The following is a 14382-nucleotide window of genomic DNA, read 5'->3' as shown; positions in this document are numbered from 1 at the left end:
AGAGCTGCCGAGGGTCCCCGGGTTGTACCGCCCGGGGACCCTCCCCGTATGTGAGGCTGTGCCCCATGTCCGTCGTACGCGACCTGCGGGTCCTGCTGCGCTTCCGGAACTTCCGGCGCCTGCTCGTCGTACGTCTGCTCTCGCAGGGCGCCGACGGCGTCTACCAGACCGCGCTCGCCACGTACGTCGTCTTCTCCCCGGAGAAGCAGACCTCGGCCGCCTCGATCGCCTCGGCGATGGCGGTGCTGCTCCTGCCGTACTCCCTGGTGGGCCCGTTCTCCGGCGTCCTCCTGGACCGCTGGCGTCGCCGCCAGGTCCTGCTGTACGGCAGCCTGCTGCGCACGGCACTGGCCTCGGCCACGGCCGCCCTGATCATCACCGGGGTCCCTGACTGGCTCTTCTACGTCTCCGCCCTGTGCGTCACCGCCGTCAACCGCTTCGTCCTGTCCGGCCTGTCCGCCGCACTGCCGCGCGTGGTCGACCAGGAGCGGCTCGTCATCGCCAACTCCCTCTCCCCGACCGCCGGGACGCTCGCGGCGACCGCGGGTGCCGGTCTGGCCTTCGTCGTACGGCTGGTGGCGTGGGACTCCGACGCGGCCGTGGTGCTTCTGGGGGCCGCGCTGTATCTGTGCGCGGGGCTGGCGTCACTACGTATGTCCCGGGAACTGCTGGGTCCTGACCGAGAGTTGGTCCAGCCGCGCCTCGCGGCGGCGATTTCCGGCACCGTGCGCGACCTGGCGGCGGGGGTACGCCATCTCTCCGCGCCACCGCGGAGAGAGGCCGTCTGGGCGCTGTTCACGATGACCCTGATGCGCTTCTGCTACGGCGCCCTGCTGGTCACACTGCTGATGCTCTGCCGGTACGCCTTCTCCTCGAACGCCGATGACGGACTCGCGCTGCTGGGGCTGGCGTTGGCCATCTCCGCCGCCGGGTTCTTCGCGGCGGCGGTGGCGACTCCCTGGGCCGCGGGGCGGCTGGGCGCGGGCCTGTGGATCGCCGTGTGCGCGGGGGCCGCCGCGATCCTTGTGCCCGCACTCGGCCTCCCGTTCGCCACAACTCCCATGCTGGTGGCGGCGTTCGTGCTGGGCCTGACGACACAGGGAGCGAAGATCGCCACGGACACGATCGTGCAGGCCTCGGTCGAGGACGGCTTCCGTGGCCGGATCTTCTCCGTTTACGACGTGCTGTTCAACGTCTCTTTCGTCGGTGCGGCAGGCGTCGCCGCCCTGATGCTGCCGCCGGACGGCCGGTCGGTGCCGCTTGTGGTCACGGTCGCCGTTATCTACGCGGCAGTTGCTGTGGCTATGGCCCGCTTTGAGCACCAGCCTGTGTCACATCAATGACACAGAGCCACTCCCGGCCACTCCGGTGTCAGTGGGGACCGGTAACTTACGTGCGTCTTATTTCCGCGCTTAGTTCGCGCCACGCACCCATGTTCTAGGGGGACCCCCAAGTGACAACTCCGCCGCCCCAGGGCAACCCGTTCGCCCAGGGCCAGAACCCGTACGGCCAGCCGCAGGGCCAGGCACCGTACCCGCCCCAGGGCGGCTACCCGCAGCAGCCGGGCCAGCCCGGGTTCCCCCAGCAGGGCGCGGCGCCCTATGCGCCGGTTCCGCCGCAGCAGCCGCGCCGCAAGCTCAGCTTCAAGACGATCAAGAACATCGTCATCATCGTGGCCGCTGTGGCTGTGGCCATCGGGGGCTACATAGCCAGCCAGGACGACGCACAGACGGCAGCGGTCGGCGACTGCATGCACCGCGGCAGCACCAGCTCGACCAACCCGGACCTCGAGGTCGTCGACTGTGGCTCTTCGGAGGCCCAGTACGTGGTGCTGGCCAAGATCGAGGGCTCGTACACCACCGAGCTCTCGGCCAGCAACAAGTGCGCGAGCGAGGCCAAGGACTTCGAGTACACGTACACACAGAGCAGCAAGAGCGACAAGTTCCTGTTGTGCCTGAAGGAGTACAAGAAGTAGGCAGACGCCAGGAGGGGCGGTGTTTCACGTGAAACACCGCCCCTCTTAGCATCTCGCGTCCACGGGGTCATGTTTCACGTGAAACATGACCCCGTCTCGCGGCCTCAGCCTTGCTCGGCCCACCATTCCTTCAGCGCCGCCACCGCCTCGTCGGGCCCCATCGGCCCGTTCTCCAGCCGCAGCTCCAGCATGTGCTTGTACGCGCGACCGATGACCGGTCCGGGCCCGACTCCGAGGATCTCCATGATCTGGTTGCCGTCGAGGTCGGGACGGATGGAGTCCAGTTCCTCCTGCTCCTGGAGCTGGGCGATCCGCTCCTCCAGGCCGTCGTAGGCACGGGACAGCGCGGTCGCCTTGCGCTTGTTGCGTGTGGTGCAGTCCGAGCGGGTCAGCTTGTGGAGGCGGTCAAGGAGCGGGCCGGCGTCACGGACGTAACGGCGAACCGCCGAGTCCGTCCACTCGCCCGTGCCGTAGCCGTGGAAGCGCAGGTGGAGTTCGACCAGACGTGAGACGTCCTTCACCAGCTCGTTGGAGTACTTCAGGGCCGTCATGCGCTTCTTCGTCATCTTTGCGCCGACCACCTCGTGGTGGTGGAACGAGACCCGGCCGTCCTTCTCGAAGCGACGGGTGCGCGGCTTGCCGATGTCGTGGAGCAGCGCGGACAGCCGGAGGGTCAGGTCGGGGCCGTTCTCCTCCAGTGCCATCGCCTGCTCCAGGACGATCAGCGAGTGCTCGTAGACGTCCTTGTGGCGGTGGTGCTCATCGCGCTCCAGACGCAGAGCCGGCAGCTCGGGCAGCACATGGTCGGCGATCCCCGTGTCGACCAGCAGAGTCAGACCCTTGCGCGGCTGGGCGGAGAGGATCAGCTTGTTCAGCTCGTCCCGCACCCGCTCCGCCGAGACGATCTCGATGCGCCCGGACATCTCCTTCATGGCGGTGACGACCTCAGGAGCCACCTCGAAGTCGAGCTGTGCCGCGAAGCGCGCCGCACGCATCATGCGCAGCGGGTCGTCCGAGAAGGACTCCTCGGGAGTGCCCGGCGTGCGCAGCACACGCTCCGCGAGGTCCTCCAGACCGCCGTGCGGGTCGATGAACTCCTTCTCGGGCAGAGCCACGGCCATCGCGTTCACGGTGAAGTCCCGACGGACGAGGTCCTGCTCGATCGAGTCGCCGTACGACACCTCGGGCTTGCGCGAGGTCCGGTCGTACGCCTCCGACCGGTAGGTGGTCACCTCGATCTGAAAGCATCGATCAGCGTCTCCGACGCGGGCGTCCTTCTGCGCCCCGACCGTGCCGAAAGCGATACCGACCTCCCACACGGCGTCCGCCCACGGCCGCACGATCTTCAGCACGTCCTCGGGACGGGCGTCGGTCGTGAAGTCCAGGTCGTTGCCGAGCCGGCCGAGCAGCGCGTCCCGGACCGACCCGCCGACCAGGGCGAGTGAGAACCCGGCCTCCTGGAAACGGCGGGCGAGGTCGTCGGCGACAGGGGCAACCCGCAGCAGTTCACTCACCGCGCGGTGCTGCGCCTGGCTCAGGGCGCTGGGCATGTCTTCGTTGGCGTTCGGCACAACAGAAGAGGGTACGTGGCCGGGGCGACCGGGAGCGCCTCCATTAAACGTGCACATTCGGTGGTGCGGACAGCTCCGGGGATACGCGCACAAGGCCTGCCCTTGCGACGTACCAAACCGCTCCCCTTTATAGGCGCACATACTGGACAGGGCCGACGGTCCGAACCGATCTTGTGGATGAGACCGCGGCACTTCCTCTCAGCGCGCATCGTTACCATGCGTGGACGCACATTCCGACGACCACTGACGACGACGAGGGACGGGCGAGCGCGTGGCCGAGGCGGCAGACTTCCAGGGGATGACTCCCTCACCTGCCCGCCGGTGGATGCGGCGCACCGGAGCGCTGCTCGCCGGGGCACCTCTGCTGGCCGGCCTGCTCCAGCTGCCTGCCGCCACCTCCACACACGCCGCCGAAAAGGATTCCTTGCCGGCCGCTTCCGGCTCGGGCACGGTGGCCGTCGCTGTGGACTCGCTCACCCCCACGGTCCCCGGTGACGGCGACACCCTCACCGTGTCCGGCACAGTGACCAACCAGGGCAAGCAGGCGGTCACCGACGCCCAGGTGGACCTGCGCCTGGGTTCGCCCGTGAACACCCGCTCGGCCATCGACACGGTCGCCGGCCGCACCGGCTACCAGGACGGCCTCGACGGGGCCCCGGTGGGCGGGAAGTACGTGGAGGAGTTCGCCAAGCTCACTCCCGGCGTCTCCCAGCGCTTCAGCATCTCCGTACCGGTCGACAAGCTGGATCTGGGCGCGGACGGGGTCTACCAGTTCTCGGTCTCCCTGTCCGGTGAGACGGCCGCGCAGCCGTGGGACCGAGTCCTCGGCATCCAGCGGACCTTCCTGCCGTGGCAGCCCGACGCGGCCGACACCCAGACCCGGACGACCGTTCTGTGGCCGCTCATGTCCACCTCGCACATGACGGCGCAGACGGGGTCGGACGAGTCGCAGACACCGGTCTTCCGTGACGACGACCTCGCCAAGGAGATCTCGCCCGGCGGCCGGCTGCAACAGCTCGTGTCGCTGGGCAAGGAACTCGACGTCACCTGGGTGATCGACCCCGACCTGCTGGCCTCCGTGGACGCGATGACGGAGAGCTACCGCGTCCAGGGCGAGGGCGACACCACCAGGCCGGGCACCTATCGGACGGTCGCGACGCAGTGGCTGGCCGAGCTCCAGGACGCTGTGCAGGACAAGGAAGTCGTCGCCCTGCCCTTCGCCGACCCCGATCTGGCCTCCCTGGCGCACAACGGCACCAACGTCACCGGCTCCCTGAACCACCTCAAGGAGGCCACCGACGTCGCCGCCGACACGGTCGACTCGGTCCTCCACGTACAGCCGTCCACCGACTTCGCCTGGCCTGTGAACGGCGCCGTCGACCCGTCCATCGTCAAGGTCGCCACGTCGGCCGGCGCGGACAAGGTGATCGCCCGCAGCGACAGCCTCGTGGAGACCGGCGGCCTGACCTACACGCCCTCCGCGGCCCGCCCCATCGGCGGCGGCACGACGGCGGTCGTCGCGGACGCACGGATGTCGACCGCGTTCCAGGGCAACCTGACCAAGGCGTCGAACTCGACGCTCGCCGTGCAGCGGTTCCTGGCCCTGAGCCTGGCCCTCAACCTGCAGTCGGACAAGCAGCGCAGCATCGTCGTCGCCCCGCAGCGGATGCCGACGGCGAGCCAGGCCCAGACGATGGCCGAGGCGGTCACGGCGCTCCAGAGCGGCACATGGACCCAGTCCCAGGACCTCACGGCCGCCGCCGCGGCCAAGCCGGACTCCGGCGCCACCACCAAGGTGCCCGCGGCGTCCAAGTACCCGTCCTCGCTGCGCAAGCAGCAGCTGCCGCGATCGGCCTTCGAGCAGGTCGCCACCACGCAGGACAAGCTCGACAAGTTCAAGGTGATCCTCACCAACAAGTCCCGGGTGGTGACCCCCTTCGGGCGGGCCATGAACCGTGCGATGTCCACGTCGTGGCGCGGCCGCTCCGCGCAGGCCGCGGACTACCGCAACGGCATCGAGGCCTACGTCGACTCGTTGGCCGGTCAGGTCACGCTGATCAAGAAGTCGGAGACCAAGCTCTCCGGACGCAGCGCCACGATCCCCGTGACCGTGCAGAACAACCTGGTCCAGGGCGTCGACCACCTCGTGCTGCGGCTCACCTCGAAGAGTCCCAGGCGCCTTGAGATCGGCGGTGAGGCCTTCGACGAACAGCGCGTCACGGTCTCCGGCGGACACAGCCAGACCGTGAAGTTCACCACGTCGGCACAGGCCAACGGCCAGGCCACGGTCGTCGCCCAGCTGTTCACCGAGGACGGCCAGAAATACGGCCCACCCGTCACCTTCGACGTGAAGGTCACCGAGTTCACGGCCACCGTGATGCTCGTCATCGGCGGCGGATTCCTTCTGCTCGTCCTCGCCGGGTTCCGTATGTACACGCAGCGCAAGCGCGCGGCGGCCCGGGCGGCCGAGGAGAACGGTTCCCGGGAGACCGGCGAGACCGACGGCGATCCGCAGAACCCGGAAGGCCCCGAAGACCGTCTCACGCCCGAGGAACTCCTCGAGGAAGAGTCGGACACCGGTATCCGGGCAGACGCGCCGGAGCAGCCGAGTGACCCTGCACCGGACACCGCAGCGGAAAGCAAGGACCCGTCCGGCACGGGTGAGAGAGTGGACCGTTGAGCGATGTCGTGGCCGGTGGGCCCGGGACGATGAGGTGGGGTAACCATGAACGCGCCGTACGACGGTGACCGCGGCCAGCCCGCGGGCCCCCCGGGGCACCCCGAGGGCCCGCCGCCCGAGCATGGCCAGGTACCGCCGCAGCACCCCGCGGACATGTACCTCCAGGACGCCTACGACCAGGACCCCTACCGTTCGCAGGACCTCTCCGCGCAGGACCCGGTCGCCGAGGCGCTGTACGACCGCGCCGCCCATCCGCCGCCCCCGCCGGGCACGTACCAGCCGCCCCAGGCGCTGTACGCCCAGCCACCGCAGTCGCCGTACGCCCCCGACCCGAACGTGTGGGCGCAGACGCCGGCACCCGAGCCGGAGGGCCCGACCCAGTACCTGCCGTACGGCGACGATCACCGTACGACCCAGTACGTGGGCGTCGACGATCTCGTCACGCACTCCACCGAGGAGCGCCCCGAGCACGACGCCTTCGCACACCTCTTCCGGGACCAGCAGCAGGGCGGCCATCCGCAGTACCAGCCGCCCGCGGTGCCGTCTCCGACCCCGGCGCCGCCCGCGGGCCCCTACCAGGGGGCTCCGCCGCCTGCCGCGGCCGACAGCACCCCGCCGGCACCCGCTCCTGCCACGCCGCCTGCCGCGAAGAAGGGCGGGCGGGCCGGCGGTCTGCTGAAGTCGAGCGCCGTGATGGCCGCGGGCACGATGGTGTCCCGGCTCACCGGCTTCGTCCGGTCCATGATGATCGTCTCGGCGCTGGGCCTCGGCCTGCTCGGCGACTCGTTCCAGGTCGCCTACCAGCTGCCGACGATGATCTACATCCTGACCGTCGGCGGCGGCCTCAACTCGGTCTTCGTGCCGCAGCTGGTACGCGCGATGAAGGACGACGAGGACGGCGGCGAGGCCTATGCGAACCGTCTGCTGACCCTGGTGATGGTGGCGCTCGCCGCCCTCACCGCACTCGCGATGGTCGGCGCGCCGCTCCTGGTCAAGGCCCTGTCCACCCCCGTCGCCAACGACCCCGCCGCCAACGAGGTCGCCATCACCTTCACCCGCTACTTCCTGCCCTCGATCTTCTTCATGGGCGTCCACGTGGTGATGGGTCAGATCCTCAACGCCCGCGGCAAGTTCGGCGCAATGATGTGGACCCCGGTCCTGAACAACATCGTCATCATCGTGACGCTCGGGATGTTCCTCTGGGTGTACGGCACCGCGGAGCACTCCGGCATGGCCGTCACCAGCATCCCGCCGGAGGGCCAGCGGCTCCTCGGCATCGGTGTGCTGCTCGGCCTGGTCGTCCAGGCCCTGGCGATGATCCCGTACCTGCGCGAGACGGGTTTCCGACTGCGGCTGCGCTTCGACTGGAAGGGCCACGGTCTCGGCAAGGCGGCGATGCTCGCGAAGTGGACGATCCTCTTCGTCCTCGCCAACCAGGCGGGCGCCCTCGTGGTCACCCAGCTGTCCACCGCCGCCGGCGTCAACTCCGACGTCGACGGAACCGGCTTCGCCGCCTACGCCAACGCCCAGCTGATCTGGGGTCTGCCGCAGGCCATCATCACCGTCTCGCTGATGGCCGCCCTGCTGCCGCGTCTGTCGCGCTCGGCGGCCGAGGGGGACAGCGGGGCCGTCCGGGACGACATCTCCCAGGGACTGCGGACGACTGCGGTCGCGATCGTCCCCATCGCCTTCGGATTCCTGGCCCTCGGCATCCCGATGTGCACCCTGATGTTCGGCACGTCGGGCGCGAGCGAGGCCACGAACATGGGCTTCATGCTGATGGCCTTCGGTCTCGGCCTGATCCCGTACTCCGTGCAGTACGTGGTCCTGCGCGCCTTCTACGCCTACGAGGACACCCGGACCCCCTTCTACAACACGGTCATCGTGGCCGCCGTCAACGCCGCCGCCTCAGCCGTCTGTTACTTCGTCATCCCGGCCCGCTGGGCCGTCGTCGGCATGGCCGCCTCGTACGGACTGGCCTACGCGATCGGTGTCGGCGTGGCCTGGAGCCGGCTGCGCAAGAAGCTCGGCGGCGACCTCGACGGCGCCCGCGTGATGCGGACGTACGCCAGGCTCTGCATCGCCTCGGTGCCGGCGGCGCTGCTGAGCGGCGCGGCCTGCTACGGCATCGCCCAGAGCCTGGGGCAGGGCGTTCTCGGCTCGTTCGCCGCGCTGCTGGCCGGCGGCGCCGTACTGCTCGGGGTCTTCTTCGTCGCCGCGCGCCGGATGCGGATCGAGGAGCTGAACTCACTGGTCGGCATGGTGCGCGGACGCCTGGGTCGCTGAGGTGGGGGTACGCGCACAACCATCGTCCGCCATCGTGTGTCGTGCATAGCGGCGGACTGTGGGCACAATTGGTTCGGCGTCGGACGGCGCGCACGGAGTCGGACGGCGCGCAATGGATGGGGAGGCAGGAACGACGGTGGCGGAACGGAGCACGGCTGCCGTCGACGTGGCAGACAACAGCGGCGACGAGCCGCTGACCGCTCAGGCGGACCAGTCCACGGCCGACGGGGTGGCCAAGAATCGGGAGCGGGACACGGACATCGACGAGGCACAGGGGAGTGGCGGGACCGAGGGTCCCGGAAAGGCCTCACCGCCCGAACTGCACAGCGGTCACAAACTCGCCAGACGCTACCGCCTCGAGGAGTGCGTCACCCGTCTGGACGGTTTCAGCAGTTGGCGTGCGGTCGACGAAAAACTCCGTCGCGCCGTCGGCGTCCACATCCTGCCGGCGGACCACGCGCGGGCCCGGTCCGTCCTGGCCTCGGCCCGGTCCTCCGCGCTTCTCGGCGACCCCCGCTTCGTCCAGGTCCTCGACGCCGTCGAGGAGAACGACCTCGTCTACGTCGTCCACGAGTGGCTCCCCGACGCCACCGAGATGAGCACTCTGCTCGCCGCGGGCCCGCTGGAGGTGTACGACGCCTACCAGATGGTCACGCAGGTGTCCGCGGCCATGGCCGCCGCCCACCGCGAGGGCCTGGCCCATCTCCGTCTGAACCCGAACGCCGTGCTGCGCACCTCGACCGGCCAGTGGCGCATCCGGGGCCTCGCGGTGAACGCCGCGCTGCGCGGCATCAGCTCCGACACCCCGCAGCGCACCGACACCGAGGCCATCGGCGCCCTGCTGTACGCCGCGCTCACCCAGCGGTGGCCGTACGAGAGCGACGCCTACGGCTTGTCCGGGCTGCCCAAGGATGTCGGTCTGATCGCCCCCGACCAGGTCCGTGCCGGCGTCCACCGTGGCCTGTCGGAGCTCGCCATGCGTGCGCTGGTCAACGACGGCGCGACGGCGTCCCGCCACGAGTCCGCGTGCACGACGCCGGAGGAACTGGTGAAGGCGATCGGCGAGATGCCCCGCATCCGCCCGCCGGAGCCCTCTTTCACGGCCCCGCCGGACTATCAACGCACGACGTACCAGCAGGGCAACTACGGCCGCCAGGCACCCCACCCTGGCGCCACCCAGCCGGTGCCGGCCCCGCCGCCTCCACTGCAGAGCCGCACGGGCAAGGCCCTGAAGTGGGCCGTCTCAGCCCTCCTGATCGCCGCACTGGGCCTTGGCAGCTGGCAGCTGGCGGACGCGCTCATGGACCAGGGCGGCAAGTCCGAGGACAGCAACCAGACGCAGACGACGGACGACAACGACAAGAGCAGCGACAAGGCCAAGCCGGTCAAGCCGATCGAGATTCAGAACGCCCAGGAGTTCGTCGCCAAGGGCGGGGCGCAGGCGCCGGAGGACGTGGGCAAGACGTACGACGGCGACAGCTCGACGTACTGGCGCAGCAAGAGCTTCGTCGACGGTCCGGACATCACCGCCTACAAGTCCGGGGTCGGCATCGTCTACGACCTCGGCTCGGCTCAGACGGTGTCGGCCGCGTCGATAGGGCTGCTGTACCCCGGCAATCACACCACTGTCTCGCTCTACGCCTCGGACTCGCTGACGCCCTCGTCGCTGGACTCGATGGAAAAGATCGGCAGCGTCACGACGAGCGGCACGAGTGCGACAGTGAAGGTCACCAAGCCGGTGAAGACCCAGTACGTTCTCGTATGGCTCACTGCCATGCCCCATGCGGACGGGGACCAGTACAGCGGCTCCGGGTTCAAGCAGGCCATCACCGACCTGAAGTTCACCGGCTAGAACTCACGAGATCCAAGGGGAGGGGGTCCGATGGCAGATGGCACCGCTCACCGCGACGTGAGCGACCGGGATCTCCTCGCCCTCCACGTGAAGGGCGACCCCGACGCCTTCGGTGAGCTCGTGCGGCGGCATCGGGATCGGCTCTGGGCGGTGGCGCTGCGGACGCTGGGCGACCGCGAGGAGGCCGCTGATGCCGTCCAGGACGCCCTCGTTTCCGCCTACCGGGCCGCCCACACCTTCAGGGGCCAGTCGGCCGTCACGACCTGGCTGCACCGGATCACCGTGAACGCCTGCCTGGACCGCGCCCGCAAGGCGGCCTCCCGCAAGACCTCCCCCGTCGACGACACCGAGCGCCTGGAGCAGTTGCTGGAGCCCCACGAGGAGGCGTCCGCGCCGGCAGAGCGCAACGATCTGCACCGCCAGCTCCTGGAGGCCCTCGGCACGCTGCCGCCGGACCAGCGCGCGGCGCTCGTCCTGGTGGACATGCAGGGCTACCCGGTCGCGGAAGCGGCCCGCGTACTCGATGTGCCCACCGGCACGATCAAGAGCCGATGCGCACGCGGCAGGGCCAGACTCCTGCCTCTGCTCACGCATCTGAGGCCGGAAAGCGCCAGCGACGGCAAGGACACCGGTGAGAGGCGGAACCGGACGCAGGGGACATCCGTCCCACCGGCAGCGGGTCCACCGACCACGAGGCCACCGGCCACGGATCCGCGAGATACCGGGCCGAGTGATTCAGCTGCAGTGAAGGGCGGAGGTGGGCGAGCGTGACATCCACGACGGACACGGCCGGGCACCCGGACGTCGCCGAGATCTCCGACCTCACCGAGGGCCTTCTCTCCCCGTCCAGGACCGCCGACGTGCGCCGGCATCTGGAGCAGTGCGAGCTGTGCGCGGACGTCCACGCCTCGCTGGAAGAGATCAGGGACCTCCTGGGCACCCTGCCCGGCCCTCCGCGCATGCCTGCCGATGTCGCGGGCCGCATCAACGCCGCTCTCGCAGCGGAGGCACTGCTGAACGCCACGACGTCGGATGACGCCGAAGCGACGACGCCCCACACCGAAGCGGCCCGCTCGGCCTCCGGTGCGCACGACAGCGCGCATGTTTCACGTGAAACATCGGCCACGGCAGACCGTCCGGCGGGCCACGCCCGCTCCGCGGCCACCGGTCCCGGCCGCAAGAACCGCAAGAACCGCACGAAGGCAGGGCGCCGCAAGGTCGCCGTCCTCAGCGCCGCGTTCACAGCCGCCGCCGTGGGCCTCGGTTCGGTGTTGCTGACCTCGCTGATGGGTGGCGGAGGGGCCGGTCCCACGGCCGACGGCGGGCAGACCGCCACCGACACGTTCTCCGCAGCGAAGCTGGAGACGCAGGTCGCCGATCTCCTCGCCAAGAGCGAGAGCTCCCCAGAGAGCTCCGGCAAGCCCGACCGCAGTCTGGGTACGCAAGGCGGACCCGACACCAAGAGCCCTCAGATCCTGCGTGAGATCACGGTGCCCGAATGTGTCAGGAAGGGCATCGGCCGGGACGAGGCAGCACTCGCGGCGGAGGAAGGCGTCTACAAGGGCAAGGACGCCCTGCTCGTCGTGTTGCCGGATGCGACCAACAACAGCAGGGTCACCGTCTACCTGATGGACGCGACCTGTGTGAAGCATCCGTCCTCCACCACGGCCAAGGTCCTTCTCCAGAAGTCCTACGCGCGTTCCTGACAGCCCGGCGGTTCGTCTCCGTCTGCCCTGGCAACTCCTACGGTGTGGCGTCACCGTGTGCCCGGACACAGTGGGAATGCGCGCCCCTTAGGATCCGTTGGGTGGGATGAGAGTTCTGAAAGGGGCTCCCCCCGGTCCGACGACGCAGTCCAGAGACGAGGAATCAAGCCGTGAGCGACGTCCGTAACGTGATCATCATCGGCTCCGGGCCCGCCGGCTACACGGCGGCGCTCTACACCGCGCGCGCGTCGCTGAAGCCGCTTGTGTTCGAAGGTGCCGTCACCGCAGGCGGTGCGCTCATGAACACGACCGACGTGGAGAACTTCCCGGGCTTCCAGGACGGCATCATGGGCCCCGAGCTCATGGACAACATGCGCTCCCAGGCCGAGCGCTTCGGAGCCGAGCTCGTCCCGGACGACATCGTCAACGTCGACCTGAACGGTGAGATCAAGACCGTCACGGACACCGCGGGCACGGTCCACCGGGCCAAGGCCATCATCGTCGCCACCGGCTCGCAGCACCGCAAGCTCGGCCTGCCGAACGAGGACGCCCTCTCCGGCCGTGGCGTCTCCTGGTGTGCCACCTGCGACGGCTTCTTCTTCAAGGACCAGGACATCGCCGTGATCGGCGGCGGCGACACCGCGATGGAGGAGGCCACCTTCCTCTCGCGCTTCGCCAAGTCGGTGACCATCGTCCACCGGCGTGACACCCTGCGCGCCTCGAAGGCGATGCAGGACCGCGCCTTCGCCGACCCGAAGATCAAGTTCGTCTGGGACAGCGAGGTCGCCGAGGTCCAGGGCGACCAGAAGCTCTCCGGCCTGAAGCTGCGCAACATCAAGACCGGCGAACTCTCGGACCTGGCGGTCACCGGCCTGTTCATCGCGATCGGCCATGACCCGCGCACCGAGCTGTTCAAGGGCCAGCTGGAGCTGGACGAGGAGGGCTACCTCAAGGTCGCCGCCCCCTCCACCCGCACCAACCTGACCGGTGTCTTCGGCGCCGGCGACGTGGTCGACCACACCTACCGCCAGGCGATCACCGCCGCCGGTACCGGCTGCTCCGCCGCTCTCGACGCCGAGCGCTTCCTCGCCGCCCTTGCGGACGAGGAGCAGGCCGAGCCCGAGAAGACCGCTGTCTGACCCCCTGCCTGATCCCCATCCGCCCCACGCACCACATAGTTAAGGAGCCCGCCGTGGCCGGCACCCTGAAGAACGTGACCGACGACTCCTTCGAGCAGGACGTCCTCAAGAGCGACAAGCCCGTCCTGGTGGACTTCTGGGCCGCCTGGTGCGGACCGTGCCGCCAGATCGCGCCGTCCCTTGAGGCCATCGCCTCCGAGTACGGCGACAAGATCGAGATCGTCAAGCTCAACATCGACGAGAACCCGGGTACGGCCGCCAAGTACGGCGTCATGTCCATCCCGACGCTGAACGTCTACCAGAACGGCGAGGTCGCCAAGACCATCGTCGGCGCGAAGCCGAAGGCCGCGATCGTTCGCGACCTCGAGGACTTCATCGCCGAGTGATGTTTCACGTGAAACACGAATGGGCCAACCCTCAGGGGTTGGCCCATTCGCTTTCGATGCACCCGCTCTAGAGCGGCCTCAACGCCGGTTCCTTCTGTACGGCCCCCAGCAGCCGGTCGATCGCCATCTCCACGTCTTCCTTCCAGGACAGCGTCGTCCGCAGTTCCAGCCGCAGACGCGGGAAGGTGGGGTGGGGGCGCACCGTCTTGAACCCCACGGCGAGGAGATGGTCGGCAGGCAGCACACACGCCGGCTCTTTCCAGCGTGCGTCTCCGAAGGCCTCGATGGCCTTGAAGCCTCGCCGTAGCAGATCCTTGGCGACCGTCTGGACCATCACTCGGCCCAATCCCTGTCCCTGGTAGCCCGGCATGATGAACGCGGTCATCAGCTGCACCGCGTCCGGCGACACGGGGCTCGTGGGGAACGCCGTCGCGCGGGGCACATAAGCCGGCGGGGCGTAGAGCACAAAGCCCACAGGCACATCATCGACGTAGACGACCCGACCGCAGGAGCCCCAGTCCAGCAGGACGGCGGAGATCCAGGCTTCCTTCTCCAAGCCGGCGGTACCGGTCTTTACCGCGGCTTCACCGCTGACCGGGTCCAACTCCCAGAAGACACACGCGCGGCAGCGCTTGGGAAGGTCCGGAAGGTTGTCCAGCGTGAGCGGTACGAGCCGACGCCCCATGAAGGCTGTTCCTCGCTTCCTTCGCCCGCGGCATCACGGGCGGCCGTCAGGGCGCTCCGTTCCCTGAGCAGGCTGCCGACGAACCCGCCGACCGCGCCCAGC

The 14382-nt window shown here is 69.1% G+C and carries 11 protein-coding genes; 9 read left to right on the top strand and 2 right to left on the bottom strand.

Annotated features, from left to right (window positions below; all coding sequences use genetic code 11):
• Positions 1-65 precede the first annotated feature (65 nt).
• Together L0P92_RS06205 and L0P92_RS06200 are read left to right on the top strand one after the other, a co-directional pair.
• Positions 66-1343, top strand: a complete 1278-nt coding sequence (locus tag L0P92_RS06205; RefSeq protein WP_234761495.1) for an MFS transporter — start codon at positions 66-68, stop codon at positions 1341-1343.
• Between the two features lie 110 nt (positions 1344-1453).
• Positions 1454-1975 carry an LppU/SCO3897 family protein gene (locus L0P92_RS06200; RefSeq protein ID WP_234761494.1) on the top strand — a complete coding sequence of 174 codons (522 nt, stop codon included), beginning with the start codon at positions 1454-1456 and terminating at the stop codon, positions 1973-1975.
• A gap of 104 nt (positions 1976-2079) precedes the next feature.
• On the opposite strand, the gene L0P92_RS06195 is transcribed toward L0P92_RS06200, so the two are convergent.
• Entirely contained in the window at positions 2080-3546 is a 1467-nt protein-coding gene (locus L0P92_RS06195; RefSeq protein WP_234761493.1) for a CCA tRNA nucleotidyltransferase, read from the bottom strand.
• A 271-nt stretch (positions 3547-3817) separates the two neighbouring features.
• Here L0P92_RS06195 and L0P92_RS06190 point away from each other — a divergent pair, with 271 nt between their 5' ends.
• The 7 genes from L0P92_RS06190 to trxA all read left to right on the top strand — a co-directional run bounded on the left by L0P92_RS06190 (position 3818) and on the right by trxA (position 13595).
• Entirely contained in the window at positions 3818-6226 is a 2409-nt protein-coding gene (locus L0P92_RS06190; RefSeq protein ID WP_234761492.1) for a DUF6049 family protein, read from the top strand.
• Between the two features lie 45 nt (positions 6227-6271).
• On the top strand, positions 6272-8512 hold the full coding sequence (gene murJ / locus L0P92_RS06185; RefSeq protein ID WP_234761491.1) for a murein biosynthesis integral membrane protein MurJ: 2241 nt from the start codon (positions 6272-6274) through the stop codon (positions 8510-8512).
• 136 nt (positions 8513-8648) lie between these two features.
• A complete protein-coding gene (locus L0P92_RS06180) occupies positions 8649-10364 on the top strand; it encodes a protein kinase family protein (RefSeq protein WP_234761490.1) in 1716 nt (571 codons plus the stop codon).
• Positions 10365-10394: 30 nt separating this feature from the next.
• Positions 10395-11135 carry an RNA polymerase sigma factor SigM gene (gene sigM, locus L0P92_RS06175; RefSeq protein WP_234761489.1) on the top strand — a complete coding sequence of 247 codons (741 nt, stop codon included), beginning with the start codon at positions 10395-10397 and terminating at the stop codon, positions 11133-11135.
• Positions 11132-12070, top strand: coding sequence for an anti-sigma factor family protein (locus L0P92_RS06170; RefSeq protein WP_234761488.1), 939 nt, complete (start codon positions 11132-11134; stop codon positions 12068-12070). Before sigM ends, L0P92_RS06170 begins: the two co-directional genes overlap by 4 nt.
• A gap of 170 nt (positions 12071-12240) precedes the next feature.
• Entirely contained in the window at positions 12241-13209 is a 969-nt protein-coding gene (trxB, locus tag L0P92_RS06165; protein ID WP_234761487.1) for a thioredoxin-disulfide reductase, read from the top strand.
• Positions 13210-13262: 53 nt separating this feature from the next.
• Positions 13263-13595 carry a thioredoxin gene (gene trxA, locus L0P92_RS06160; RefSeq protein ID WP_234761486.1) on the top strand — a complete coding sequence of 111 codons (333 nt, stop codon included), beginning with the start codon at positions 13263-13265 and terminating at the stop codon, positions 13593-13595.
• 67 nt (positions 13596-13662) lie between these two features.
• Here the strand turns inward: trxA and L0P92_RS06155 are convergent, their stop codons facing one another.
• Positions 13663-14280 (bottom strand): GNAT family N-acetyltransferase, encoded by a 618-nt coding sequence (locus tag L0P92_RS06155; protein ID WP_234761485.1) that lies wholly within the window; start codon positions 14278-14280, stop codon positions 13663-13665.
• Between the last annotated feature and the right edge of the window lie 102 nt (positions 14281-14382).

Source organism: Streptomyces muensis, from assembly GCF_021474425.1.
In the GTDB taxonomy this organism is placed as follows: Bacteria; Actinomycetota; Actinomycetes; order Streptomycetales; family Streptomycetaceae; genus Streptomyces; species Streptomyces muensis.
The sequence above is the reverse complement of the archived record's forward strand: the minus strand, read 5'-3'. Positions and strand labels throughout refer to the sequence as shown.